The sequence below is a fragment of the Pseudoflavonifractor sp. 60 genome, from assembly GCF_009911645.1.
GTDB lineage: Bacteria > Bacillota > Clostridia > Oscillospirales > Oscillospiraceae > Lawsonibacter.
Map to the genome: position 1 here is coordinate 1 of NZ_QWKI01000136.1, position 25,719 is coordinate 25,719.

General features: G+C 54.2%; 24 protein-coding genes and 2 pseudogenes. 25 read left to right on the top strand and 1 reads right to left on the bottom strand.

The annotated features are described in order from the left end of the window. Nucleotides 1-68: 68 nt before the first annotated feature. From D1646_RS15095 to D1646_RS22755, 19 genes and pseudogenes are all read left to right on the top strand, one after another. Nucleotides 69-1,838: pseudogene (locus tag D1646_RS15095) on the top strand (helicase-related protein); the annotation flags it as partial. A gap of 266 nt (nucleotides 1,839-2,104) precedes the next feature. Then, nucleotides 2,105-2,419 (top strand): annotated as a pseudogene (locus tag D1646_RS15100) (DUF3848 domain-containing protein); the annotation flags it as partial. 24 nt (nucleotides 2,420-2,443) lie between these two features. Then, the gene (locus D1646_RS15105; protein ID WP_160637264.1) at nucleotides 2,444-3,388 is read left to right on the top strand and encodes a DUF3991 domain-containing protein; all 945 of its coding nucleotides are present in this window, start codon (nucleotides 2,444-2,446) and stop codon (nucleotides 3,386-3,388) included. After that, entirely contained in the window at nucleotides 3,385-4,317 is a 933-nt protein-coding gene (locus D1646_RS15110; RefSeq protein ID WP_160637265.1) for a ParM/StbA family protein, read from the top strand. The genes D1646_RS15105 and D1646_RS15110 overlap by 4 nt, the downstream gene beginning before the upstream one ends. After that, nucleotides 4,307-4,591 carry a hypothetical protein gene (locus tag D1646_RS15115; protein WP_160637266.1) on the top strand — a complete coding sequence of 95 codons (285 nt, stop codon included), beginning with the start codon at nucleotides 4,307-4,309 and terminating at the stop codon, nucleotides 4,589-4,591. The genes D1646_RS15110 and D1646_RS15115 overlap by 11 nt, the downstream gene beginning before the upstream one ends. Nucleotides 4,592-4,678: 87 nt before the next feature. Further along, entirely contained in the window at nucleotides 4,679-4,858 is a 180-nt protein-coding gene (locus tag D1646_RS15120) for a hypothetical protein (protein ID WP_160637267.1), read from the top strand. 153 nt (nucleotides 4,859-5,011) lie between these two features. After that, on the top strand, nucleotides 5,012-5,332 hold the full coding sequence (locus D1646_RS15125) for a plasmid mobilization relaxosome protein MobC (protein WP_160637268.1): 321 nt from the start codon (nucleotides 5,012-5,014) through the stop codon (nucleotides 5,330-5,332). Nucleotides 5,333-5,378: 46 nt separating this feature from the next. Further along, the gene (locus D1646_RS15130; protein ID WP_347565228.1) at nucleotides 5,379-6,776 is read left to right on the top strand and encodes a relaxase/mobilization nuclease domain-containing protein; all 1,398 of its coding nucleotides are present in this window, start codon (nucleotides 5,379-5,381) and stop codon (nucleotides 6,774-6,776) included. Continuing rightward, nucleotides 6,718-7,593: a PcfB family protein gene (locus D1646_RS15135; RefSeq protein ID WP_160637270.1), complete on the top strand. Its 876-nt coding sequence runs from the start codon at nucleotides 6,718-6,720 to the stop codon at nucleotides 7,591-7,593. Before D1646_RS15130 ends, D1646_RS15135 begins: the two co-directional genes overlap by 59 nt. A 2-nt stretch (nucleotides 7,594-7,595) precedes the next feature. Beyond that, nucleotides 7,596-8,480 carry a hypothetical protein gene (locus tag D1646_RS15140; protein ID WP_160637271.1) on the top strand — a complete coding sequence of 295 codons (885 nt, stop codon included), beginning with the start codon at nucleotides 7,596-7,598 and terminating at the stop codon, nucleotides 8,478-8,480. Nucleotides 8,481-8,492: 12 nt separating this feature from the next. Then, a complete protein-coding gene (locus D1646_RS15145) occupies nucleotides 8,493-8,684 on the top strand; it encodes a hypothetical protein (protein WP_160637272.1) in 192 nt (63 codons plus the stop codon). Next, on the top strand, nucleotides 8,671-10,485 hold the full coding sequence (locus D1646_RS15150) for a VirD4-like conjugal transfer protein, CD1115 family (protein ID WP_160637273.1): 1,815 nt from the start codon (nucleotides 8,671-8,673) through the stop codon (nucleotides 10,483-10,485). Before D1646_RS15145 ends, D1646_RS15150 begins: the two co-directional genes overlap by 14 nt. Further along, the gene (locus D1646_RS15155) at nucleotides 10,482-10,853 is read left to right on the top strand and encodes a glutamyl-tRNA amidotransferase (RefSeq protein WP_160637274.1); all 372 of its coding nucleotides are present in this window, start codon (nucleotides 10,482-10,484) and stop codon (nucleotides 10,851-10,853) included. Before D1646_RS15150 ends, D1646_RS15155 begins: the two co-directional genes overlap by 4 nt. Before the next feature lie 69 nt (nucleotides 10,854-10,922). Continuing rightward, nucleotides 10,923-11,759 carry a hypothetical protein gene (locus D1646_RS15160; RefSeq protein WP_160637275.1) on the top strand — a complete coding sequence of 279 codons (837 nt, stop codon included), beginning with the start codon at nucleotides 10,923-10,925 and terminating at the stop codon, nucleotides 11,757-11,759. Nucleotides 11,760-11,770: 11 nt separating this feature from the next. After that, complete coding sequence (locus D1646_RS15165) at nucleotides 11,771-11,980, top strand: hypothetical protein (RefSeq protein ID WP_160637276.1); 210 nt, start codon at nucleotides 11,771-11,773, stop codon at nucleotides 11,978-11,980. An 11-nt stretch (nucleotides 11,981-11,991) separates the two neighbouring features. Then, the gene (locus D1646_RS15170; RefSeq protein WP_160637277.1) at nucleotides 11,992-12,357 is read left to right on the top strand and encodes a PrgI family protein; all 366 of its coding nucleotides are present in this window, start codon (nucleotides 11,992-11,994) and stop codon (nucleotides 12,355-12,357) included. Further along, a complete protein-coding gene (locus D1646_RS15175) occupies nucleotides 12,350-14,683 on the top strand; it encodes a VirB4-like conjugal transfer ATPase, CD1110 family (RefSeq protein ID WP_160637278.1) in 2,334 nt (777 codons plus the stop codon). The genes D1646_RS15170 and D1646_RS15175 overlap by 8 nt, the downstream gene beginning before the upstream one ends. 36 nt (nucleotides 14,684-14,719) lie before the next feature. Beyond that, nucleotides 14,720-15,178 carry an XF1762 family protein gene (locus D1646_RS15180; RefSeq protein ID WP_160637279.1) on the top strand — a complete coding sequence of 153 codons (459 nt, stop codon included), beginning with the start codon at nucleotides 14,720-14,722 and terminating at the stop codon, nucleotides 15,176-15,178. After that, nucleotides 15,175-17,349, top strand: coding sequence for a CHAP domain-containing protein (locus D1646_RS22755; protein WP_201754707.1), 2,175 nt, complete (start codon nucleotides 15,175-15,177; stop codon nucleotides 17,347-17,349). Before D1646_RS15180 ends, D1646_RS22755 begins: the two co-directional genes overlap by 4 nt. A 62-nt stretch (nucleotides 17,350-17,411) precedes the next feature. On the opposite strand, the gene D1646_RS15190 is transcribed toward D1646_RS22755, so the two are convergent. Further along, nucleotides 17,412-17,639, bottom strand: a complete 228-nt coding sequence (locus tag D1646_RS15190) for a helix-turn-helix transcriptional regulator (protein ID WP_160637280.1) — start codon at nucleotides 17,637-17,639, stop codon at nucleotides 17,412-17,414. 113 nt (nucleotides 17,640-17,752) lie between these two features. Here D1646_RS15190 and D1646_RS15195 point away from each other — a divergent pair, with 113 nt between their 5' ends. The 6 genes from D1646_RS15195 (at nucleotide 17,753) to D1646_RS15220 (ending at nucleotide 25,719) form a co-directional block, all read left to right on the top strand. After that, nucleotides 17,753-18,235: an SLOG family protein gene (locus D1646_RS15195; protein ID WP_347565229.1), complete on the top strand. Its 483-nt coding sequence runs from the start codon at nucleotides 17,753-17,755 to the stop codon at nucleotides 18,233-18,235. A 269-nt stretch (nucleotides 18,236-18,504) separates the two neighbouring features. Further along, nucleotides 18,505-21,726, top strand: a complete 3,222-nt coding sequence (locus D1646_RS15200; RefSeq protein WP_160637281.1) for a helicase-related protein — start codon at nucleotides 18,505-18,507, stop codon at nucleotides 21,724-21,726. Nucleotide 21,727: 1 nt separating this feature from the next. Next, complete coding sequence (locus tag D1646_RS15205; protein ID WP_160637282.1) at nucleotides 21,728-22,360, top strand: DUF4391 domain-containing protein; 633 nt, start codon at nucleotides 21,728-21,730, stop codon at nucleotides 22,358-22,360. Next, the gene (locus D1646_RS23995) at nucleotides 22,347-23,234 is read left to right on the top strand and encodes a DUF2971 domain-containing protein (protein WP_160637283.1); all 888 of its coding nucleotides are present in this window, start codon (nucleotides 22,347-22,349) and stop codon (nucleotides 23,232-23,234) included. The genes D1646_RS15205 and D1646_RS23995 overlap by 14 nt, the downstream gene beginning before the upstream one ends. A 14-nt stretch (nucleotides 23,235-23,248) precedes the next feature. After that, nucleotides 23,249-25,135 (top strand): DNA methyltransferase, encoded by a 1,887-nt coding sequence (locus tag D1646_RS15215; protein ID WP_160637284.1) that lies wholly within the window; start codon nucleotides 23,249-23,251, stop codon nucleotides 25,133-25,135. Then, nucleotides 25,135-25,719, top strand: a complete 585-nt coding sequence (locus D1646_RS15220) for a hypothetical protein (protein ID WP_160637285.1) — start codon at nucleotides 25,135-25,137, stop codon at nucleotides 25,717-25,719. Before D1646_RS15215 ends, D1646_RS15220 begins: the two co-directional genes overlap by 1 nt.

Below are 25,719 nucleotides of genomic sequence, written 5' to 3' on the forward strand. Positions count from 1 at the left end.
ACGGAGAGCCGTGTGCATCGAGAGGTGCCCGCACGGTTCGGGAGGGAGTGCCCATGTGGTGCTTACCTCATACCATGCAGAAGTATTTGCAGTATGAAACGCTCCGTCGTCAAGGTCTTTTGCACTTTGACGCCTGGGCGTCCACGTTTGGGGAAACTGTCACCGCTATAGAGTTGGCCCCGGAGGGCACCGGCTACCGGGCCAAGACCCGGTTTGCCAAGTTCCATAACCTCCCGGAACTGATGGCTATGTTCAAAGAGGTGGCGGACATCCAGACGGCAGATATGCTCAAACTCCCCGTTCCCAAGGCCATCTATCACAATATCTCCCTGAAACCCTCCAAACTGCAAAAGGAGATGGTGGGGGGACTTGCGGAACGTGCTGAAAAGGTACGCAACAAAGAAGTGGACAGCACCGTGGACAATATGCTGCTCATTACCAACGATGGGCGCAAGCTGGCCCTTGACCAGCGGCTCTTGAACCCTATGCTCCCGGACAGCGATACCAGCAAAATTAACGCCTGTGCAGAAAACGTCTTTGAAATATGGCAGAACACGGCGGATCAGTGTTCAACGCAAATGGTGTTTTGTGACCTGTCTACTCCCGGCAAGGGACGTCCTATCGAAATGGTGCAGAAAGAACAGGGCACCTTTGAAATGGCTGTGTTTCAGAATGTGTATGACGACTTGCGGGACAAGCTGATTGCCAAGGGCATACCAACCGAAGAAATAGCCTATATCCATGACGCCAATACAGAAGCGAAGAAAAAAGAACTGTTCGGCAAGGTGCGTTCCGGCCAGATACGGGTGCTGATCGGCTCCACACAGAAGATGGGGGCGGGCACCAACGTCCAGCACAAGTTGGTCGCGCTTCACCATTTGGATTGCCCGTGGAGGCCCAGCGATTTACAGCAGCGTGAAGGCCGCATCATCCGGCAGAAGAATGAGAACGACGAGGTGGACATTTACACCTACGTCACCGAGAACACTTTTGACAGCTATCTCTACCAGTTGGTGGAGGGTAAGCAGAAGTTTATCGGCCAAATTATGACCAGCAAATCCCCGGCCCGCTCTGTCGAGGACATTGATGAAACCGCCCTGTCCTACGCCGAGATCAAAGCCCTGTGTACGGGCAATCCCCATATCAAAGAGAAGATGGATTTGGACATTGATGTGCAGCGGCTCAAACTCCTGAAAGCCAACCATTTGAGCCAGAAGTATTCGCTGGAAGACAACATCGTTAAATACTTTCCCCAGGCAATCGCCATCGCCAAAGGGCGAATCAAGAATGCCCAGGAGGATATAGCCATCCGGGACGCAAACACCCACCCCAATCAGGACGGCTTCTCTCCAATGGTGGTGGTAGGCGTGACCTATGCCGAGAAAAAGGCAGCGGGCACCGCTATCCTTGAAGTTTGCAAGACCCTAACGGACAGCGCGTGCGTTCCCCTGGGCCAGTATCGGGGCTTTGAAATGACGCTCTCTTTTGAGCCGCTTTTTAATCAGTACAAGGTGGGCCTGACAGGTGCCCATAACCATAGCGTTACCCTGGGTGCGGATATTTTTGGCAACATCCAGCGGCTCGACAATGTGCTCAATGATTTTGAGGGCAACCTCACTTCCGCGCAGAATGACCTCGCCACCTATGAAGCCCAGCTTGCCAGCGCAAAGATCGAGGTGGAGAAACCGTTTCCCCAGGAGGACGAGCTGAAAACAAAGTCGGCCCGCCTGACTGAACTTAACGCCTTGCTTCATCTGGACAAGAAGGAAAATGAAATCGTGGACGGGGAACCGGGCGCGGAAGCCCCTGACCGGGACGGCACTGACCGGGAGCGATGAACCCAATCGCACATTTGCCGCGCCGATATATGCGCTGTATAATAAGCGCAGAATATCTCAAAAATGCGGGCATCATATGACAAGGGCGGCGCTGGCAATTAGCCAGCGCCGCCCACTACATACCAGTGGATATAAAATTTATCTCATGGGCGATACGGATGGAGGTTTACTCCGCCGGGAAGGTATTTTGTCAGGAACCGTACATAGCTGGGGAGATTTTCAAAAATCCCCCCGGCTATTACTATCTGAAAAAGGAGCTGATGAATATGGCGAACCCCGATCTGCTGACCAAGCTGTACCAGCGGATGAGCGCCGAACAGGAACAGTATCGCAAGTGGCTGATGGGCCAGCCCCCCGGCGAAATCCTGAACCACGCCGCCGAGTACACCGTCCGTGAGGACATCGTGATGGAGATGTCTGCGCTGGAGCTGCCGGACGCCCAAGCCAGGGCACTGCTGCGCTCCAAGACCCCGCTGGCGGACGTTTACAAGGAGTGGAACAAGACGGAAACCCACCACATGGAGGACTTGCGGGATGTGATCGAGGCCCGCGCCGACGCCGTGATACGGGCTGAAAAGGAAAAGGGCCAGCGGGAGGGACGGTAGATGGGCTATGTCACGCCGGAACAGATCACCCAAGCCAAGGAGCTTGACCTGCTGACCTACCTTCAACGCTTTGACCCCCATCAGCTTGTCCATGTCGGTGGCAGCACCTATTGCACCCGTGAGCATGACAGCCTGAAAATCAGCAACGGGAAATGGAATTGGTTTTCCCGTGGGATCGGCGGCAAGACGGCCCTGGACTATCTCATCAAAGTCCAGGGCTTTTCGTTTACCCAGGCGGTGGAAACACTCGTCGGACGGGCGGCAGTATTGCCGCCCGTTTCTCATGCCGCTCCCAAACCTGCCCCACCCCGAAAACTTCTCATGCCGGAGTTAAACGACAATAAAGACGTGGTGCTGAACTATCTTATGGGGCGCGGCATTCACCCGGTCGTTCTGGACTACTGCCTGGAACACCGGCTGCTCTTTGAAACAAAGCAGTATCACAACGCCCTGTTCGCTGGGTATGACCGGGAGGGCCAAATGCGCTACGCCGCCCTGCGGGGAACGCTGGGAAACTTCAAGGGTGAGGTTACGGGCAGCGACAAGCACTACTCCTTCTCTATCTCCGCACCCCAAGAGTCGGGCAGGCTCCACTTGTTTGAATCCGCCATTGACCTGTTGAGTTATGCCACCCTGATGTTGGGGCGGGGATGGGACTGGCAAAAGGACAGCCTGCTCTCCCTGGCTGGCGTCTATCAGACCAAGAGGGAGAATGTGGTGCCTATCGCTCTCAGCCGGTATCTTCAGGAGCATCCCAACATCCACACCCTGCAACTCCACCTGGACAATGACGAGGTGGGCCGGGGTGCGGCGGCGGGCATTATGGGCGGCTTGCAAGACCGCTACAAGGTATTAGACCAGCCGCCCACCGGTGGAAAAGACGTGAACGAGCTGCTCCAGCGGAAGCTGGGGCTGACACAGCGAAAGGAGGACTGGAGCCGGTGAAGGAATACCAGGGCACGAAGATCATCGGCATCGACAACGGCTATGGCAACATCAAGACCGCCAACTGCTGTTTCCCGGCAGGGCTGACCGCTTACGACACCGAGCCGGTATTTAAGGACGAGCTGCTGGTGTACGGCGGGCGGTACTACCTGATCGGAACGGGTCACAAGGAGTTTACCGCCGATAAGACCGGGGACGACGATTACTATATCCTCACCCTGGCCGCTATCGCCCGTGAGCTGAACGTGCATGGACTGACCTCCGCCACAGTGCGGCTTGCGGTGGGCTTGCCTCTTACCTGGGTGAGCCAACAGAGGGAGGACTTCAAGGCGTACCTCATACGGAGCCGGGAGGTGCGCTTTACGTTTCGTGGAAAGCCCTACCGGGTGGAGATCGCCGGGGCCGACGTGTTCCCCCAGGGCTTTGCGGCGGTAGCCAGCCAGATCAGGGATTTTCAGGGCGTGAATATGCTGTGCGACATTGGCAACGGCACCATGAACATCATGTTTATCAACGACCGCAGGCCCGCCGCAGATCGAATGTTCACAGAAAAGTACGGAACCCATCAATGTATGCTGGCCGTCCGGGAGAACGTCATGCGGACCCACCATGCGACGGTGGACGATTCCATCATCAACCGTGTGCTGCGGTTCGGTACAGCGGATATTCAGGGGGACTACCTGACCACCATCCGGGAAACCGCCGCAGGATATGTGCGTGAAATCTTCCGCATTTTGCGTGAGCGCGAGTATAACCCGGCCCTTATGCGGCTCCATGTGCTGGGCGGCGGGAGCTGCCTGATCCGCAACTTTGGCGAGTATGACGCAGACCGCGTGACCATCTACGAGGATATTTGTGCCACGGCCAAGGGCTATGAGCACCTGTGCGAGATGGCCCTCCGCAAAGGCGGCGGTGTTCATGCAACGTAAAAAGATGACCCTCCGCTTTGATCTTGACCGCCCGGAGGACAGGCAAGCGTGGGAGTATCTGCAAGGGCTGAACCCGGCGTCCATGAACAAGGCTGTGCTGTCCATCATCAACCAAGCAGAGCTAACCAGCCGTATCCGAGAGATCGTCCAAAACACCATCCGGGAAGAACTTGCCGCCTTGAAACAACTGCCTGTTCAGCCCATGCAAACAGAGCCAGGGGGCGACGATGGGACAGACGATGCCATCATGGGCTTTCTGGATAGCTTCATGTGACGGCAAAAATGCCGTCACTTTTTTGTCTGCAAATGACCATGACGGCAAAAGTGCCGTCACCTGCTGAAAAAAGGAGGTGTTTTTTCTATGCAGAGCAAACCGCCGCAGGGTAAGCCCCCTCCCCAGCCTGCCCGCCATGTTTCCCCAGCGGAGTGGGCGTGGCTCAACCGCATCAACCGCCAGCTTGCCTATGACGAATATATGCAGGCCAAGCGGGAGTTCTGGCTTGCGGCCCGCCCCGCCAAAGGGGAATCCGACCGGGCTTGAACCTACCCCGACCGTTCTCCCGCGCCACAGGCGCAGAGGGCGGTATTGTCTTAACAAGCAACGTCTTTGCTACAGCAAAGACAGCTTGACAGGGGCTTGCCGCCCCTATGACCCCGCATTTACAACCGACTTTCCAGAAAGGAGCGTTTCATTTTGAGAAAACGGAACTGCCGCGTCGTCGTCTATTTTTCCAAGGACGAGCTGGACGCGCTGACGAAAAAAATCCGCAAGTCCCACCTCTCGCGGGAGGGCTTCATCCGTGCGGCTGTTGCCGGTAAAGAGGTCAAGGACGGGCCGACCGCCGATGTGCCCGCGCTGATCCAGGAGGTGCGGCGCGTGGGGAGCAACCTCAATCAGATTTTGAAGCGGGCCAACTCCATCGGCCTGCTGGATGTGCCCCAACTCCGCAAGGATGTGGCCGACCTCCGCACGGTCGAGAAACTGATTGTGGACTCCTACACCATGCCAGACTGATATGGCCGTGACCTCTATCTGGCCCATCAAGGGGCGCGTGGACAGGGTGATAAACTACGCCCGGAACCCGGAAAAGACCACCGAGGGCAGCTATGAGGAACTGGCGTCCCTACACGCTGTTGGCGATGTGCTGGAGTATGCCGCCAATGACATGAAAACTGAGCGCCGCTCCTATGTGTCCTGCCTGAACTGTGAGGAAGAAACCGCCGCTCATCAATTTATTGAAACGAAAAAGCTATGGCAGCGAATATCGGGTCGGGACAAAATGGGGGGCCGTGTCTGTTTCCACGGCTATCAGTCCTTCAAGGCCAATGAGGTCACAGCGGAAACCGCCCATGAGATCGGCGTCAAGCTGGCGCAGGAGCTATGGGGCGACCGTTTTGAGGTGGTGGTGGCGACCCACTGTAACACCGGCCATTATCATAATCACTTTGTCCTGAACTCCGTTTCTTTTGCGGATGGGCTGAAATTTGACAACACGCCCGCCGATTACGCCCGTATGCGGGAGGTGTCAGACCGGCTTTGCCGGGAGTATGCCATCTCCGTGATAGAGAACCCCGGCGGGCGGGCCAAGCACTACGCCGAATGGCGGGCCGAGCAGAACGGCAAGCCCACCCACCGGGGCACCATCCGGGCGGACATTGACCGTGCCATCCTTGCCTCCACCACCGAGCGCGACTTCCTGCGGGTAATGGGTGAGATGGGCTACCAGCTCAAAACAAGAGGTAAGGGCGGCAAACCCCTGAAATATCCGGCCTTGAAACCGCCAGATGCGGGCGGGTATTTCCGTTTCCACAAGCTGGGTGAGGGCTACTCGCTGGAGCAGATCAAGGAGCGCATTTTGCAGAATCTCCAAAAGCAAGTCCCATTCCCAGAGGTGGTGCATCGTCCGCCCCGGCGTTATCGGGTACGGGGCAAGCCCCGGAAGAAAGTCACCGGCCTGCGGGCGCTGTACTTCCGCTACTGCTATGAATTGCACATCATCGTCAAACGACCGGCATCCGTCAAGCGGGTGTCTTTTTTACTGCGTAAGGACATCGCCAAGCTGGACAGGCTGGACGCGGAAACCCGGTTTTTGGGAAAACAGCACATCAGCACCATCGGGGAGCTGACCGCCCACCGGGAAACGGCATCGGCGGAGATCGACGCCCTGACCGCCCAGCGGCAAGAACTCCGTAAGGAGCTGCGGCGGCTCAACCGGCAAGGCGACCCCAAAGCCGTGGACGAGGTGAAGCAGAAGATCAGCGCCCTGTCCAGCCGTATCAGGGCGGCACGAAAGGAGGTGGTCTTATGTGACGGCATCGCCCAGCGTTCCGGGCAGGTCAAGGAGAACCTGGGACGGCTGGTGAAGCAAAAGGAAACCGAAAGAAAGGAGCTGACACAGCATGAGCTATTCAGGCGACGCGGCGGAGCAGGTCGTGAGGCTGTCCCTGGAAACAGGTGAGGTGGCGGTGAAGCTGGCCGGTGAGGGTGCCAAGCAGCTTGCCATCCTCTTGTACGCCATTCTGCGGGAGCAGAAGAAAACCAAGGGCAAGACCCGGCTGACCAATATGCTCCGCAGCGGCAAGGAGTTGAAGGTGTTCGCCGTAAAGGACAGCGACCTCCAGCTTTTTTGCCGGGAGGCCAAGAAGTACGGCGTCCTCTACTGCGTCCTGAAAGACCGGGACGCCACGGACGGGCTGACCGACATTATGGTGCGGGCCGAGGACGCCAGCAAGATCAACCGCATTTTTGAGCGGTTTAATCTGGCTGCGGTGGATATGGCCGAGGTCAGGAGCGAGATCGAGCGGAGCCGACAGGAGCAGCAGAGCGACGCCCCGGAAGCGCCAGCGGCGGCGGAGCCTATGTCCGAGCAGGAGGTGGACGATCTGCTGGACGCCATGTTCTCCCCGGCCCCGGAGCCGGGGGAAGAACTGTCCGCCCCGGAGCGCACCGCCCCCGAACAGGACAAGGACGAGTTTTTGGAGGCGGTGCTGGGTGTGTCCCCCACCAGGGAGGAAGGACAGACCGAAAGCCCCACCGAAGCCCGGAACGAGAAATCCCGTCAGTCCGGGCCTACCTCAAAGCCCAAAGAGCCAACCGCACCGGGTACTTCTGATCCGCAGGAGCGTTCCCGCCCCTCCGTCCGGCAGACGTTGAACGACATTAAAGCGGAACTGAAAGAAAAGGCGGCGAAGGGTAAGGAGCAGTCCAAGCCCACCAAGGGGCCGAAACACAAGGCCCCGCGAAAGTATAAACCCAAACGATTAAAGGAGCGATAACGATGCCGAATTATGATGATCTGTTTACCGGCCAGCCCGCCCCGCAGGAGGAATTTAATAAGGACGCATGGGCGGCGAAAAAGCAGGCGGAGCGTGAGAGCGTCTACGCCATGATCGACAGCTACGTTCACGACATGGGCATGGACGGCGGCGTGTTCCAAGGCTATCTGGATGTGCAGGCCCGCTTTGACCTCTACTCCGTGAGCAACGCCATCCTGATCGCCGCCCAATGCCCGGAGGCCACCAAGCTGGCCGACTTCGACACCTGGAAGGCCGACGGGGTGTACGTCAAGCGGGGCCAGGACGCCATCACCATCCTGGAACCGGGCAAGGAGTACAAAAAGGACGATGGCAGCAGGGGCGTGTCTTACAATGTGAAAAAGGTCTTTGACATTTCGCAGACCAGGGCCGAACAGCGGCCCGCCCCCGCCGTGGCCCGTGATGAGCGGCTTCTGCTGAAAGCCCTGATGAACAACGCCCCCTGCCGCTTCTCTATCTCCAATGAACTGCCGGAGGGCCTCAACATGGCCTATCACGCCGAGAGCAACGTGATCTATGTGCGGCAAGGGCTGGACGCCCCCACCATCTTCCGGGGACTGGCCCAGGAGTTGGCCCGCGCCCACATGGACAGGGGCGGTATCGCCTGTGAAAGTCCCGACTTCACGGCGTACAGCGTGTCCTATATGCTGTGCAAGCGCAACGGCGTGTCGGTGGAGGGCTTTTCCTTTGACCGCCTGCCGGAGAGCTACGCCATGATGGACGCCAAGGCGCTCCGGGCCGAGGTGAGCGTCATGCGGGACGTGGCTGGCAGCATCACCGCCGACATGAACCGGCTATTTGCCGCACAGGAGAAAGCGCAGAAAAACCGGGACGGCGGCGCGAGGTAAGGAGGGCGCTCTATGCGTGATGAAAAACGTGTGGTCACGCTGAACGACTACGAGCAGCGGCTTATGGTGGTAGGCCTGACCGACTTCCGCAACGACGCCATCCGGGATGGCAAGCCCACCGAGGATTTGGACGGCCTTATTCTCAAAGTCATTGACGCCCCCACCAAACGCCAGAAAAGGAGGGCTGACCGTGAGGCAAGATAAGTTTTCCAAGACCCACCTGACCCTCTACGCCTGCGGTATCATCCCCGTGGTCTGGCTGGCCCTGCTGCTGGCCCCCTATGTGGGCGGCGGTCTGCTGGGGCTGGTGCAGCACGGCGGCGCGGCGCTGAATGACCCGTTCCACATCGTACTGTGCGGGGACAGCCTGAAAACTGTCCTCGTTTTTCTGCTGTGCTACGGGCTGGGTATTGGTATTTACCTCTCCACCGACCGCAACTACCGCAGGCGGGAGGAACACGGCTCCGCCAAGTGGGGTACAGCCCAGGCCGTCAGGAAGAAGTACGCCGACAGGAAAGTGACCGAGAACAAGATACTGACGCAGAATGTGGCTATCGGGCTGGACGGACGCAAACACCGGCGCAATCTCAACATTTTGGTGTGCGGCGGCTCCGGCGCGGGCAAGACGAGATTTTTTGCAAAACCCAACATTATGAACGCCAACACCAGCTTTGTGTGCCTTGACCCAAAAGGGGAACTGCTGCGGGACACCGGGAACCTGTTGAAAGCCAAGGGCTACGACATTAAGGTGATCGACCTTATCAACATGGAGAAAAGCTACTGTTACAACCCCTTTGTCTACCTCCGCAGCGACAACGACATCCAGCGGCTGGTGACGAACCTGTTCAAGAACACCACGCCAAAGGGCAGTCAGAGCCAAGACCCGTTTTGGGATCAGGCGGCGCAAATGCTTCTGCTGGCGCTGGTGTTCTATCTCCATTATGAGGCCCCGCCCGATGAACAGAACTTCCCAATGGTCATGGAGATGATACGGGCCGGAGAAGTCCGGGAGGACAACGACGAGTTTCAATCGCCGCTGGATGAGCTGTTTGACCGCCTGGAAATGCGGAACCCGGAGCATATCGCCCTGAAATACTACCGCAATTACCGCTCCGGCAGCGGCAAGACCCTGAAATCCATCCAAATCACGCTGGTGTCCCGGTTGGAGAAATTCAATCTGGAATCGCTGGCCGGTATGACGCAGACGGACGAGATGGAGCTATGGAGCCTGGGTGAGAGAAAGACAGCCATCTTTGCCGTTATCCCCGACAATGACTCCAGCTTTAACTTCATCGTGGGTATGCTCTACACCCAGCTATTTCAGCAGCTTTACTATCAGGCGGACGTGGTACACGGCGGCAGATTGCCCGTCCATGTCCATTTCGTCATGGACGAATTTGCGAATGTTGCCTTGCCTGATGAATTTGACAAGCTGCTGGCTACCATGCGGAGCCGGGAGATCTCCGTGAGCATCATCATCCAGAACCTCGCCCAGCTCAAGGCCCTCTTTGAGAAACAGTGGGAGAGCATCGTGGGCAACTGTGATGAGTTTATCTATCTCGGTGGGAATGAGCAGGCGACGCACGAGTACGTTTCCAAGCTGCTGGGGAAAGAAACCATCGACACGAACACCTATGGACAGTCCAGAGGGCGGAGCGGCAGCTACTCCACCAACTGGCAGTTAGCGGGCCGCGAATTGCTTATGCCGGATGAAGTGCGTATGCTGGACAACCAGTACGCGCTTCTTTTTATTCGCGGGGAGCGGCCCATCCAGGACTTCAAGTACGACATTCTGAAACACCCCAATGTGAAGCTGACCACAGACGGCGGAGCCGAACCGTACCGGCACGGGGAGGACATCCACAGCATCGCATCCATCCAGATCGACCCGGAACTGCTGAAGCAGGCGGCGGAACTGGATGTTGCCGGAGAACACCACTTCATTCTTCTCACCGAGGAAGAATTGGAGGACTATATCAAAAATCATGGAGGTAACACACAATGAACATTTTCAAGAAGAACGACAAGAAGAATGAGAACCGCCTGCCCATGCCCGACAAGGTGAAGCGGGGCTACCGCTGGTACTGCTCCCTGGTAGCGGCGGTGGCCCTGATGGGCTGCTGTACCATGACGGCCCTTGCCGCTCCTGTTGCGGGCGGCGACCCTCTCACCGTTATCAACAACCTGTCCGAGTTTATCTTCGGCCTGATCCGGGCCGTGGGCCTGATCCTGCTGGGCTGGGGCATCGTCCAAGTGGGCCTCTCCCTCCAGAGCCACGACCCGTCCCAGCGTTCCAACGGCTTCCTGACCCTGGCGGGCGGCGTTATCATTACTTTCGCCAAGGAGATTTTGACCCTTATCACCGGCGCATAAGCACTCATTATCCATTGACACGGGGGCAGGCTCACAAGATGGGCCTGCCCCTAAAAGGAGGTGCTTTGCGTGTCGGATAATTGGGTAGTCCAGAATTTAGAGAACGCTTTGGAGGTCTGGAACGGCAAATTGAGCGAGATATGGCAGCTTATCACACAGTCGCCCCAGGACTTCAAGGGCGGCGCGATCTGGAACGTGGTATCGGACATCCACGGGGCGCTCCAAGCCATCGGCTACGCCCTGCTGGTGCTGTTCTTTGTGGTGGGCGTGGTCAAGACCTGCGGCAGCTTTGTGGAGGTCAAAAAGCCGGAACACGCTATTAAACTGTTCGTCCGCTTTGCGCTGGCAAAGGCCCTTATCACCCACGGCATGGAGCTGATGCTGGCCCTTTTGAGCATCATCCAGGGCGTGGTGTCCACCATTATGAACGCGGCGGGCTTCGGCGCTCCCAACTCCACCGTCCTGCCCGATGAGATCGTGACGGCCATTGAGGACTGCGGCTTTTTTGAGAGCATCCCCTTATGGGCGGTGACGCTGATCGGCGGGCTGTTCATTTGGGTGCTGTCTTTTGTCATGATTTTGAGCGTCTACGGGCGTTTTTTCAAAATGTATATGTACGCTGCGCTGGCTCCCATCCCCCTGTCCAGCTTTGCAGGGGAACCCAGCCAGAACGTGGGCAAGAGCTTCTTGAAAAGCTACGCCGCCGTTTGTCTGGAGGGGGCCGTCATTGTGCTGGCCTGCATCATCTTCTCCGTGTTTGCCAGCTCCCCGCCCACCGTTGACCCGGACGCGGCGGCGGCTTCCATGGTATGGAGCTATATCGGAGAATTGGTGTTCAATATGCTCATTTTGGTGGGCAGCGTCAAAATGTCCGACCATGTTGTGCGGGAAATGATGGGCTTGTAAAGGAGGCCGGAATGAAACGATTTTATGTGTTCAAGGACGGACGAATGGAGGGCAGCACCGCCACAAGAGAACGGGCGATTGATATGATCCGTCAGTATCAAAAGCTGGAAACCCATCCGTTTCTGCGCTCGGAGTTTAGCATGATCGAGGGAGAGGAAGAATTTATCCCCTACCCCTCCCAGCAGAAACCGCCCAGGAAAAAGAGCGGGATGGAGCGATAGGAGGTCTTATTTTGGAAGTCAAAATCAACCGTGAAATCCGCAATTACACGGAGAGTATGTTTTTCGGGCTGTCCCTGCGGCAGCTCATTTTTTCTGCCCTGGCGGTGGCTGTGGCCGTGGGGCTGTATTTTCTGCTGAAACCCTATGTTGGCACGGAACCCGTGTCCTGGATGTGCATTGTGGGCGCGGCCCCCTTTGCCGCCCTGGGCTTCTTCACCTACCACGGCATGACAGCGGAGCAATTCATTTGGGCGTGGCTGCGCTCGGAGGTGCTGGAACCGAGAGAACTCCGCTTTGAATCGTCCACGCTGTACTACGACCTTTTGAAGTCCAGCCTGGAAAAGCGGGAAAAGGAGGAATACAAGCGCCATGATTAAGAGCATCAAAACCATCATGCGGCAGGATCGGGAACCGTACCGCATCCCCCGCAGGGTGCAGGACGTGATACCCATTCAATGCGTCTGGCCGGACGGCATTTTCAAGGTGGGTATCAAGTTCTCCAAGACCTACCGTTTCACCGACATCAATTACAAGGTGGCAAGCCGGGAGGACAAGGAAACCATGTTCCTGGCCTACTCGGAGCTGCTGAACGGCCTGGACAGCACCGCCACCACCAAGCTGACCATTTGCAACCGCCGTCAGAGCCAAGCGGACTTTGAGCAGTCTGTCCTTATGTCCATGCGCGGGGATGGCCTGGACAAGTACCGCAAGGAGTATAACCAAATGCTCATTGACAAGGCGACCGGGGCCAACGGCATCGTTCAGGAGAAGTATGTCACCGTGACCGTCTACAAGCGGGACATTGAGGACGCCCGCGCCTACTTCACTCGGATCGGGGCCGACCTGACCGCCCGCTTTGCCGCCCTTGGCTCCAAGTGCGTGGAGCTGGACGCCGCTGACCGGCTGCGTATTCTCCACGACTTCTACCGGGCCGGGGACGAGGGCAGTTTTCACTTCGACATGGCGGATATGGCCCGGAAAGGTCACGACTTCAAGGACTATATCTGCCCGGACGGTATTGAGAAGCACAGCGACTACCTGAAGCTGGGCGACCGCTATTGCCGGGTGTTGTTCCTGAAGGACTACGCCAACTATATCCAGGACGAGATTGTGGCGAATCTGACCGACCTGAACCGCAATATGATGTTGTCCATTGACATTCTCTCCGTGCCCACGGATGAAGCCGTGCGGGAGGTGGAGAACCGTCTGCTGGGGGTAGAAACCAATATAACAAACTGGCAGCGCCGCCAGAATCAGAACAACAACTTCTCCGCCATTGTCCCCTACGACATGGAGTTGCAGCGCAAGGAGAGCAAGGAATTTCTGGCCGACCTCACCACCCGCGACCAGCGGATGATGCAGGCCGTCCTCACGCTGGTCATCACCGCCGACACCAAGCAGCAACTTGACAGCGATACGGAAAAAATACGCTCCCTGTCCGGGCGATGCCAGTTGGCCGTTTTGAAGTACCAGCAGATCGACGGCTTGAACACCGTCCTGCCCATCGGCACCCGGAAGATCGACGCCTTCCGTACCCTGACCACCGAGAGCCTTGCCGTATTCATGCCCTTTAAGGTGCAGGAGATCATGGACAGGGGTGGCATCTACTTCGGGGAGAACGCCATTTCCCACAACCTTATCATGTGCAACAAGGCCAACCTGCTCAATCAGTCGTCTTTCAGGCTGGGCGTCCCCGGCTCCGGCAAGTCGTTCAGTGTCAAGGAGGAAATCGCGTTCCTGATCCTTAACACGGACGATGATATTCTCATAGCAGACCCGGAGGGCGAGTACGCCCCCCTCATTGAAGCGATGGACGGCCTGGGGAGCGTTGTTCGGGTGGCCGCTGGCGGGAAAGACCGCTTGAACGCCATGTATATGGTGGACGGCTACGGCGAGAACAACCCCATCGTGGTGAAGTCGCAGTTTATCATGTCGCTGGTGGAGCGCATTGACCCCAACGGCGTGGGGGCCAAGCAGAAATCCATCATTGACCGCTGTACGGCGGCGGTGTACGAGGAAGCGGAACAGAACGGCACCGTCCCCACCCTGGCGACCCTCCGGGAGAAGCTGATGGAACAGCCGGAGAACATGGCAAAGGAGATCGCCCTGGCCCTGGAGCTGTTCACCACCGGCTCCCTTGACATTTTCGGCCATGAAAGCACCGTTGACTTGGACAAGCGGGTGGTGGTGTTCGACATTCACGGCCTGGGCGAACAGTTGAAGCCCATCGGCCACCTCGTCATTACCGACACCATGCTCAACCGCGTCACGCTGAACTGGAAGAAAGGCAAGCGCACCCACGTCTTTATCGACGAGTTCCATGTGATGTTTGAGAACGAGTTTTCCGCCGCCTTTTTCAACTCCGCATGGCGGCAGTTCCGCAAGCGCAACGCCTACCCCACCGCCATCACGCAGAATGTGGAGTATCTTCTGGACTCCGTTCAGGCCAGTACCATGCTATCCAACTCCGAGTTTATTGTCATGCTGAACCAGGCGGCAAGCGACCGGGAGAAGCTGGCCCGTTTGCTGAACATCTCCGAGGAACAGATGGGGCACATCACCAACGCCCCCGCCGGGTGTGGGCTAATCAAGTACGGCTCCGCCCTGGTGCCCTTTGTCAACCGTTTCCCCTCCAATACGGAGTTGTACCGCTTGATGACCACCCGGCCCGGTGAGGGCCGCTTTTCCGGGGGACGGGCTTAATGCCTGTCCCCCTTTTCCATGTATGGAGGTGTGAAAATGCCACTGAAAATTAAGCCCTGTCACCTGCGGGCCGCAAGGGACTATGTAAGCCGGTATCACCGCCACAGCATCCCGCCCGTTGGCGGCAAGTTTGCCGTGGCCTGCTACGACGGGAACGATCTATGCGGCGTTGCCATTTGTGGCCGTCCTGTTGCCCGGTATCTGGACGATGGACTGACCCTTGAAATCCTGCGCTGCTGTACGGATGGGACGGGCAACGCCTGTTCCAAGCTCTATGGGGCCTGTTGTCGGATTGGTTTTAATATGGGCTATGAGCGCATTGTCACCTATACGCTGGCATCGGAGAGTGGAGCGTCCCTGCGGGCCGCTGGCTTTGCCTTTGACGGCGTGGCCGGGGGCCGGGAGTGGACGGGCCAGCGCCGCAGGGATTACTATGTGGCCCCCGCCGAGATGAAACACCGCTGGATGAAAAGACGGGCGGGTGAGCAGCCATGAGCAAGATCAAGACCCGTGAAAAGGGCAAGGACATTAAAGTGTTGGACAAATCCGCTGTGGTGGGCCAGCGCATGAAAAGCGCCTTTATCCGCTCCAAGCGGAACGCTGCGGCGCTGATGGACGACCGGCAGGCCACCCCCAGCGAGTACGCCGAGGATAAGGTGGAGTTTGCCGCCGATGATTTGACCCATGATACGGCGAATGTGGCCGTGTCCGGCACCAAAACGGCGGTACGCCAGGGCCGGAACCTGTTCCAGCGCCAGCGGGAGAAGCGGGCGGCGGAGAAACGCCGGGAAAACACCACCCCCACCGAACAGGCCCCCACCTCCGAACCGCCCCAGGGTGCGGCCCCGGAGGGCCAGCCCCCGCAGCGGAACAGCGGAACATCCCCGGAGAGACGGCTCCCGCGCCAGCGCACCGCCCCGCCCAGGGATGGGCAGCTCCCCCGGCAGGGCACCGGCCCCACCCAAGATAGACGGCTCCCACGCCAGCGAACCGGGACAGTCCCGGAGCGACAGCCCCTCCCCCGGTATGAGCGCACAGCGGAGCGGCCCCCGGCCCGCGCTGACGTTGAGCGCCCTGTTGATACCGCAAGTTCTATTGTGGAGCGTGGGCGGACTTTTGCCAAGAAGCAGGCCGCAAAGTGGGCCGAGCGGAAACGGCAGGTGAAACCCCGGGCTGTTCACTCTAACCGGCCACCGCAGGTAAAGCCCCAGGACGCAGTTAAAGCGCCCCGGCGGGTGGAAACAGCGGTCAGCACCGTGGAAACGCCTATAAAAACAGCGAAACGGCCCGCCCAGGCTATGGGGCAGACCGCAAAGGCCACCGGCAGGGGCGCAAAGGGCACCGTCAAGAGCGCCCAGCGGACGATCAAGACGGCGCAGCGCACCGCAAAGGGCATCGTGAAAACCGCCCAGCACACGTCTAAAACCGTCATCAAGACCGCAGACCACACGGCAAAGGCGGCGCAGAAAACGGCCCAGGCCACCGCAAAGGCGGCAAAAATGACCGCCCACGCCGCCCGTGCCACGGCCAAGACCGCCGCCGCCACCGCGAAAGCCGCCGCAAAGGGTGTTTCCGCCACGGTAAAAGCCATGATCGCATCCGTCAAGGCGCTTGTGGCCGCTATTGCTGCTGGGGGCTGGATTGCCATTCTCGCCATTGTGATTATCTGCCTGATAGGTTTGATTGTCGGCTCCTGCTTTGGTATCTTCTTTTCCGGGGAGGATAGCGGCACAGGACAGACCATGCCCACCGTTGTCTGGGAGATAAATCAAGAATATGAGGGAAAGCTGGAAGAAATCAAGAGCAGCACCACCCATGACGCACTTGAAATGTCCGGCTCCCGCGCTGTCTGGCCGGAAGTGTTGGCGATATACGCCGTTAAGACCACCACCGACCCGGACAACCCCCAGGAAGTCGCCACGATGGACGACAGCAAAAAGGAGTTGTTGAAAGAGATATTTTGGGCCATGAACGAGATAAGCAGCCGCACCGAAACCGTCACCACCACCCAAACCGTTGAAACAGACGATGGAGAGGGCAATATCATTGAGGAAGAAGTTGAGGTAACGACAACGACCCTCTATATCACCGTGACCCACAAGACCGTCGATGAAATGGCGGACGCTTACAACTTCACCGCTGACCAGCGGGCGCAGCTTGCGGAATTACTGGCTGAAGAAAACCGCAGTATGTGGAGCAGCGCCCTATACGGTATCGGCGTGGGCGACGGGAAGATTGTGGTGGTGGCACTCTCACAGCTCGGCAACGTGGGAGGCCAGCCCTATTGGTCATGGTACGGCTTCAACTCCCGCGTAGAGTGGTGCGCCTGCTTTGTCAGTTGGTGTGCCAACGAGTGCGGGTATCTGGACGCTGGCGTGATCCCCAGGACTGCGGGCTGCGTCACCGGCTCGAACTGGTTCAAAGATCGGGGACTCTGGCAGGACAACAGCTATGAGCCGCGCCCCGGTGACATCATCTACTTTGACTGGGACGAAAAAGGATCGTCCGGTCCGCAGGATGGCCTTGCCGATCATGTGGGCATCGTGGAGAAAGTGGAGAATGGGATGGTCTACACCATAGAGGGCAACTCCGGCGATAGCTGCCGGGAAAACCGCTATGCTATAGGCCATTATGAGATTTATGGGTACGGAACCCCTGCCTACTGATAACGCCGAACGAAATTTTTTGCCCTGGACTGACTGGAAACAGTTAGTCCAGGGAGGCTTTTTTATTCCTCAAACAGTTTTGAAGCGGGAACTTCCAGCGCCTCTGCGATCTTGAACAGTGTTTCCATCGACACACCAAAGACCCGCGTAGGGCTTTCGATTTTTGCGACAAAAGACCAGGACTTGCCGATTTTATCCGCAAACGCTTCCTGTGTCAGCCCTTGCAATTTTCGGTAATATTGAACCTTCAGCCCAAAGCGAATGTATTGTTCCCGGTATTGTGTTTCCATAAGCGTTGCCCCTCCTGCTAAAAGGTTATCATTTTTTAGCAGATTTATTTATGGAGTACAGTTGCCATTTGTAGCAATACAATGATATAATACGGCCACAGGAGGATATAAATATGGATGGAATGAGGGGAAGAACCTGTTGCTTTACCGGCCACCGGGAATTGCCAGCATGGGGACAAAAGGAACTTGCTGCAAAGCTGGAGGACACGATTATCAGGCTGATCAACAAGGGCATCCGATTTTATGGGGCTGGGGGTGCCCGTGGCTGGGATGCCCTCGCCGCCCAAACTGTACTTATACTAAAGGGGCGTTATCCGCATATCAAACTGATCCTTGTTCTGCCATGCCTGACGCAGACAAAGGGGTGGAGGTTGGAAGATGTGGTGGAGTATGAACGCATCAAGGCCCAGGCCGACAAGATTGTCTATACGTCCCAGCAGTATGCACCGGGCTGTATGCACAAACGAAACCGCCATTTAGTGGATCACAGCAGCGTGTGTGTCTGCTACCTCAACAGAGAGAGCGGCGGGACAGCCTATACGGTGGACTACGCTGAAAAGCAAGGACTGGAGATCATAAACCTTGCCCTTGAATAGAAAAACCACATCCTTGATTGAGGTATGGCCAGAAAACATTGACAAGTAAGCGAGGAAAAATTCCGAGTGCTAAGCTGACATAACAAACAGTGTTCGGCACGGAAAGCTACGGAGCAGAAATTAGTGTCCAGGCCAGGTATTGAAAGTGCAGTTAGTTTTTGATATAATTTTGAATAGAACTATTTTGCAAATATATAGCAAGGTATCTGACCATTTTGGTACTAACCTCTACCTATATTCTCCATCTTGTTTTAAGGAGATTTCCGTCAATGGACATATTCAATAACACCACTAAAGTGGTAAAGGACGACCTGGAAAAGAAATTGCAGTCCGGCAGCCGGATATATATTGCAGCAGCTTGCTTTTCCATATATGCCTACCAAGAACTGAAAACCCAACTGGAGGCTTGTGAGGAATTGCGGTTCATCTTTACCTCCCCTACCTTTGTTGCGGAAAAAACGCCAAAGGAACGCCGGGAGTTTTATATTCCCCGCCTGAAACGGGAGAAAAGTTTGTACGGCACAGAGTTTGAAGTCCGCCTGCGGAATGAACTGAAACAAAAGGCCGTGGCACGAGAATGTGCGGAGTGGATGCGTCGCAAGGTACAGTTTAAGTCCAATATAACCCACGAAGGGATGAATAACTTCCTCTTGGTGGAAGGATCGGACGACGCCTATACCTATTTTCCCATGAACACTTTTACAACAGTAGATTTGGGCTGTGAACGTGGTAACAACCTGACTAACATGATTACCCGCATAGAAAATCCAGCCAGTATGGAATTTCTGCGAACATTCAATGTGGTCTGGAACGATGTGGACAAGCTCTCCGATGTAACAGAGGAAGTCATCGAAATGATCTCCGCTGTTTATCAGGAAAACTCCCCGGAGCTTGTCTATTTTATGGCGTTATACAATATCTTCAGTGAGTTTTTGGAGGACATTACAGAGGATGTGCTGCCCAATGAGGCAACAGGCTTTAAGGATAGTGTGATATGGAATAAACTGTTCAATTTCCAAAGGGACGCTGCACTGGCGATTATCAATAAGTTGGAGCAGTACAGCGGCTGTATCCTTGCGGACAGCGTGGGCTTAGGCAAGACTTTTACCGCCTTGGCCGTCATCAGATATTACGAGGGCCGGAACAAAAACGTCCTTGTCCTCTGCCCGAAAAAACTGTCTGATAACTGGATGACTTATCGTGGAAACCTCATCAACAATCCACTGGCAGCTGACCGCCTGCGGTACGATATCCTTTATCATACCGATCTCTCCAGAGAGAGCGGCAGCACCGCAATCGGACTGCCCATTGACCGCATCAACTGGGGAAATTATGACCTTGTTGTGATTGATGAAAGCCACAACTTCCGCAACGGGAATGGAACTGGGAATTCAGAGAAAGAGAACCGTTACAAGCGGCTGATGAACCGCATCATAAAACCAGGTGTGAAAACTAAGGTGCTGATGCTCTCTGCTACACCGGTCAATAATCGTTTTAATGATTTGCGCAATCAACTGGCCCTTGCCTATGAGGGCGATCCTTCAGAGTTTAATGAAAAACTGAATACGAAATCCGATATTGATACCATTTTTCGGCAGGCACAAAAGGTTTACAACGCTTGGTGCAAGCTGCCCAGTGAGCAGCGGACAACGGCAACCCTCCTGGCCCAGTTGGATTTTGACTTCTTTGAAATTCTGGACAGTGTAACCATAGCCCGGTCAAGAAAACACATTCAAACCTACTACGATACAGCAGATATAGGTACGTTTCCTGCCCGAAACAAGCCTGTATCGTTGCGTCCAAAGCTGACTGATTTGAAAGGAGCTATCAACTATCGGGAAGTGTTTGAGTGCCTGGAAAAATTGCAGCTGACGATCTATACGCCAACCATCCACATCCATGCCAGCAAGCTACATAAGTATTTGGATGAGGAAGAAACCGAGGAGTTCCGCAAGGGCCGTGAGTATGGTGTCAAGCGACTGATGAGCATCAACCTTCTGAAACGGATGGAAAGCTCCGTCCATTCTTTCCTGTTGACGATACGCCGCATCTATGACTATCTGCACAGCACATCTCAAACGATTGAGCGGTTTATGGCGAACGGGACCGGGAACCTGGACGAGATGCAGGACCTCTCCGGCGCGGCATCGGATTTTGATTATGACGATCAGAATACCGACTTCTTCAGCGTTGGTAAAAAAGTCAAAATTGATCTGCGAGATATGGACTATATCTCCTGGAAACGGGAGATCGACGCCGACATTGAAAACCTCCAGCTGCTGATCTCTATGGTGGAAGACATCACGCCCCAGTACGATTTCAAGCTCAATGAGCTGCTCCGCATCATTCGCCAGAAGGTTTCCGCTCCTATCAATCCGGGCAACGAAAAAATACTGATTTTCACTGCATTCTCGGATACTGCGGAATATCTCTATGATAATCTTGCTCTGCTTATCAAAAAAGAGCTGGGACTACATACTGCCCTCGTTACTGGTACGATTGATGGGAAAACGACTATTCCAAAATTCAGGGCGAACATGAACCATATCCTTACCTGTTTCTCGCCCCAGTCAAAGGATAAGGCTATTCTCTATCCCAACGACCCTGAGATTGATATTCTGATTGCTACCGACTGCATCTCCGAAGGTCAGAACCTCCAAGACTGCGACTACTGTATCAACTACGACATCCACTGGAACCCGGTCCGCATTATCCAGCGGTTTGGACGGATCGACCGGATTGGCAGCAAGAACACCCACATCCAGCTGGTGAACTTCTGGCCTGATCTTGATCTGGACGAATACATCAACCTGAAATCCCGTGTGGAAACCAGAATGCGCATTTCCGTGATGACCTCCACCGGTGATGACGATCTCATCAACCAGGACGAAACCGGCGATCTGGAGTACCGCCGGCAGCAGCTCAAGCGTCTGCAAGAGGAAGTTGTTGACCTGGAGGACATGAATTCCGGCGTATCTATCATGGACCTGGGGCTGAACGAGTTTCGCATGGACCTGCTGGCCTACCGAAAGGAGCATGGCGATATTGACCATGCCCCGTTTGGCATCCATGCTGTCGTGAAGGGCGAAAAGCCGGGTGTAATCTTCGTACTGAAGAATGTGAACGAGCAGATCAGCATTGAGAGCCAGAACCGCCTGCACCCGTTCTATCTGGTTTATGTTGGAATGGACGGCGAAGTTATTACAAATCATCTCCAGCCCAAGGATACGATGGATATCATGCGGCACCTTGCCAAAGGAAAGTCCGTGCCGGACAAAAACCTATGTGACCGGTTCAACCGGGATACCAACGATGGCAGGAACATGGGAAAGGTGTCCCACCTGTTGGAGGATGCGATCCTGTCCGTGATTGACGTTAAGGACGAGGAGGACATCGACAGTTTCTTCTCTGGCGGACAGACCACATTCCTCTCCGGCGGTTTCTCCGGTCTGGACGATTTCGAACTGATTTGCTTTATGGTGGTGATCTGATATGATCGACTTTCCTGCCGCGACTGCGGTGCATCGGCGGATGCCCAAGGAGGCGTTCTACAAGCACCTCCCGCTGACAAAACCGCTGAAAGATAAATTTGTTTCTGATGTAGACCGCATCTTTGTTGAAAACAGCCTGACAAAAGATAATCTGAACCTGACCACTGACTCGGAAATCAAGGAGATTCTGCTGCTATCCATCTCGCTGAAAAAGCAGGAGTTCGACGCAAAGATCGTGGAGGCCATCGCACGGCAAAATCCACATAAGTTGGTGTTTCACTTAACCTTTGAAGACACCAGCCAGCTTGCCCTCTACCATAGCAAGCTCTACCGAACGGCGTGGATGCCATCAGAGGAGCTAACGCTGTCGGCCAAAGGCTACTCGCTTTCCGCGATATGGGATGGGCTGATTGAGCAGATTGCGCTGTGCGAGGAACGGGCCAATGCCCCAGCGGGACAGTCCATTGATGAACGTCTTGCCTTGCAGGAGCGGATTGTTAAGCTGGAAAAACTGATCGCAAAAACGGAAGCCGCTGCTTGGAAAGAGCAGCAGCCGAAGAAACGATTTGAATTGTATTCAAAGTTGCAGCAATATAAGAAAGAATTGGAGGAATGTATTTGTGGTTCAATTTAGCCTACCACAGTTAGACGGAGAATGTGTATATCACTATACTTCTAATAATGCACTCTTAGGAATATTGCAAAAAGGAAAAATTGTATTGTGGCTTACCCATGCAGACTACTTGAACGACACGACAGAAGGTTCCGCAATATTTGAGCGCGTAAAAGCTGCGTGCAAAAATTTATTTGAGCAAAAGAAATTAAACAAAGAATTATACCAAAGAATTCTGGATATTGTACCTGAAGACGCCCGGGATTACCCTACTCTTTATCGAGGAAAGGACGATGGTGTTTACCATTCGGAACACAAAAAATGTGATGTATACACGATGAGCTTTTCGGCAGATTCTGACAGTCTGCCAATGTGGAATTACTACGCTGGCAATGGCTATTGCTTACACTTTAACAAAAACTATCTTGAAGATTTTTTTCCAACACAATTTGAATGCTGCTGTTTGATACGACCCATAAATTATTCCCCGAATGTTACGAAAAATTTGGAACGGGAGTTTTGCGAGTTGGTGACAAACGAGAATGTCAAAGATCCAATTCAAAGGATTAAAGATAGCCTTGCAATTGAAAGATATTTCTATAAAGATTCAGCGTTTGCCTATGAGAATGAATACCGACTTCTGCTTGCAGTCCCACGAGAATCAAAACAGCCATTTGAAATTAAATTTCGGGAAAAAGCGGGATATATCATTCCATATATTGAAGTTGAATTGACCGATAGGCAGCAAACATTTAGCATGATAAAAGGCGTTACAATAGGACCACTGGCCAATAGAGAATTAGCAACTAAGAGTATCAAATTATTGCTCGAAAATCGAGATTATGAGTTTGCTGCTCAAAATATACAAAACTCAACTATTCCGGTGAGATATTAAGGAGGCCAGTTATAATGGACAAACTTAAACTCCACACCCCCGACCTTGCCGCCGAAAACTTCCGCAAGCTGGCGGCGCTGTTCCCCAACGCTGTGACCGAAACCATCAACGAGGCCGGAGAGGTCGTCCGGGCCATTGACGCCGATGTCCTGCGGCAGGAGATTTCCGCCACCGTGGTGGAAGGCCCACAGGAGCGCTACCAGTTCACATGGCCGGACAAAAAGAAGTCTGTAGTACTGGCCAACGCGCCTATTGCCAAGACGCTGCGCCTGGACCGTAGCCGCTCCATGGGGCGGGACGGCACTCGCGGCAGCATCGACAGCGGGAACATCTACATCGAGGGCGACAACCTGGACGCATTAAAACTGCTCCAGGAAACCTATCTGGGTAAGGTCAAGATGATCTATATCGACCCGCCATATAATACCGGGAACGATTTTATTTATAACGATGACTTTTCTATGGAAACGGAAGAATACGCCTCTGCCAGCGGCCAGCTCGACGAGGAAGGAAACCGTTTGGTTCAGAATAGCGAGAGCAATGGGCGGTTCCATACAGATTGGCTGAATATGCTGTACCCGCGGTTAAGGATTGCAAAAGACTTTTTATCAGACGATGGGGTTATTTTTATTTCTATTGATGACAATGAAGTTGAAAATTTAAGAAAAATCTGTGATGAAATATTTGGAAGAGCAAATTTTGTTGCACAACAAATATGGGAAAAAAAGTTTGCTCCACAAAATGATGATAAATATATTACCGCAGTACATGACTATATTCTTGTTTATGCGAAACAAAAAGAAACCTGGAAACCAAAGCTACAAAAAAGAACGGATGAAGCATTAAAAAAATTTAAAAATCTTGATAACGACGAACGTGGAGTTTGGACAAGCGGCGACCTCACATCAAAAACCAAGGCAGCCGGGCACTCATATGCAATTATATCACCATCGGGAAAGGAGTTTTACCCTCCAGCAGGACGTCAATGGGCACCTGCCTACGAAACATATTTAAAGCTAAAAGCAGAAAATCGGCTTTGGTTTGGTGAAAATGGGGACAATGTTCCCCGACAGAAACAATTTTTATCAGAAATACAAGATGGTGTTGTCCCTACTACAATAATGTTTCACTCAGACTGTGGGCATAATCAAGAGGCAAAAAAAGAACTAATTTCAATTCTTTCTAAAATAGGAAATGGATTTGAGACACCTAAACCGACACGTTTATTGAAAAAATTAATGAATCTTGTCAATTTCAAAGAGGGTGATATTGTTTTCGATTTCTTCTCCGGTTCTGCCACCACAGCCCACGCCGTTATGCAACTCAATACTGAGGACGGCGGTAGCCGCAAATTCATCATGGTGCAGCTGCCGGAAGTGACCGGGGAAAAGAGCGAGGCACGCAAAGCCGGCTATGAAACCATCTGCGACATCGGCGAGGAACGCATCCGCCGGGCCGGGGACAAAATCCGGGCGGAAACCGGGGTGGAGATCGACTACGGTTTTCGTGTGTTCCGGGTAGACACCACCAACATGGAGGATGTTTACTACAGTCCGGCAGAGACAACGCAGGAGATGCTTGCCCAATGGGCGGACAACATCAAGCCCGACCGTACCCCAGAGGACCTTCTGTTCCAGGTCATGCTGGATTTGGGTATCCTGCTGTCCAGCTCCATCGAGGAAACGGTGATTGCCGGGAAGAAAGTGTTTTCCGTGGCGGGCGGCTATCTGCTGGCCTGTTTTGACCAGAATGTCACCGAGGAAACTGTCACCGAAATTGCCAAACGCCACCCCTTCTACGCCGTGTTCCGGGACAGCTCTATGGCAAATGACAGCGTTGCCACTAACTTTGAGCAGATTTTTGCAACCTATAGCCCCAAAACAGTGAGGAAGGTGCTGTGATGGATTCAAACAAGCAAGGTATCACAAATGCCTTAACTCAATATGCTATTGACTTGCTTTCGATTGTCCTGCCGTTTGCTGCTCCTACAGTTGACCTTGCAAGAAGTATATCCGAGACGCTTCTTTGCCAAAAACTATATCAAGTTCTGACAAAACAAGATGCAGATTTTGAGGAATGGCTTAAATTTTCTGAAAATTTCGATTCAGATAACAGAAATTACGAAAAAACAGTGCGACAACTTATCTATACTATAGAGGCAATAAATGAAATCGATATGCTTGACATATATGCAAATCTGCTACGATCCTACAAGGCTGGTTCTATTGCAAAAAGTGATTTTTTTAGATTAGGCTGGGTTTTATCGAATATTTTTTCAATGGACTTGATGTATTTGAACGAATGTAAACAGCAGATTAACATAAGTGAAAGCCCCGTCGTGAAGCGATTAGAGCAATATGGCCTTGTTCGTATTGTCAAATCTGAGGTCTTATTCAACACAGGCGTAAAAAATATATATATGCTTTCTGAACTTGGGGAAAAAATGATATCCTATGGAATAAATTGTGAGAGCCAAAACGGGTGA

Bases quoted from the DNA above. Each gene is read 5' to 3' on its own strand.
- D1646_RS15105 (WP_160637264.1), top strand. From the start codon at position 2,444: ATGGGCTATGTCACGCCGGAACAGATCACCCAAGCCAAGGAGCTTGAC.
- D1646_RS15115 (WP_160637266.1), top strand. From the start codon at position 4,307: ATGCAACGTAAAAAGATGACCCTCCGCTTTGATCTTGACCGCCCGGAG.
- D1646_RS15120 (WP_160637267.1), top strand. From the start codon at position 4,679: ATGCAGAGCAAACCGCCGCAGGGTAAGCCCCCTCCCCAGCCTGCCCGC.
- D1646_RS15135 (WP_160637270.1), top strand. From the start codon at position 6,718: ATGAGCTATTCAGGCGACGCGGCGGAGCAGGTCGTGAGGCTGTCCCTG.
- D1646_RS15140 (WP_160637271.1), top strand. From the start codon at position 7,596: ATGCCGAATTATGATGATCTGTTTACCGGCCAGCCCGCCCCGCAGGAG.
- D1646_RS15145 (WP_160637272.1), top strand. From the start codon at position 8,493: ATGCGTGATGAAAAACGTGTGGTCACGCTGAACGACTACGAGCAGCGG.
- D1646_RS15155 (WP_160637274.1), top strand. From the start codon at position 10,482: ATGAACATTTTCAAGAAGAACGACAAGAAGAATGAGAACCGCCTGCCC.
- D1646_RS15165 (WP_160637276.1), top strand. From the start codon at position 11,771: ATGAAACGATTTTATGTGTTCAAGGACGGACGAATGGAGGGCAGCACC.
- D1646_RS15175 (WP_160637278.1), top strand. From the start codon at position 12,350: ATGATTAAGAGCATCAAAACCATCATGCGGCAGGATCGGGAACCGTAC.
- D1646_RS15180 (WP_160637279.1), top strand. From the start codon at position 14,720: ATGCCACTGAAAATTAAGCCCTGTCACCTGCGGGCCGCAAGGGACTAT.
- D1646_RS22755 (WP_201754707.1), top strand. From the start codon at position 15,175: ATGAGCAAGATCAAGACCCGTGAAAAGGGCAAGGACATTAAAGTGTTG.
- D1646_RS15190 (WP_160637280.1), bottom strand. From the start codon at position 17,639: ATGGAAACACAATACCGGGAACAATACATTCGCTTTGGGCTGAAGGTT.
- D1646_RS15195 (WP_347565229.1), top strand. From the start codon at position 17,753: ATGGATGGAATGAGGGGAAGAACCTGTTGCTTTACCGGCCACCGGGAA.
- D1646_RS15200 (WP_160637281.1), top strand. From the start codon at position 18,505: ATGGACATATTCAATAACACCACTAAAGTGGTAAAGGACGACCTGGAA.
- D1646_RS15205 (WP_160637282.1), top strand. From the start codon at position 21,728: ATGATCGACTTTCCTGCCGCGACTGCGGTGCATCGGCGGATGCCCAAG.
- D1646_RS15215 (WP_160637284.1), top strand. From the start codon at position 23,249: ATGGACAAACTTAAACTCCACACCCCCGACCTTGCCGCCGAAAACTTC.
- D1646_RS15220 (WP_160637285.1), top strand. From the start codon at position 25,135: ATGGATTCAAACAAGCAAGGTATCACAAATGCCTTAACTCAATATGCT.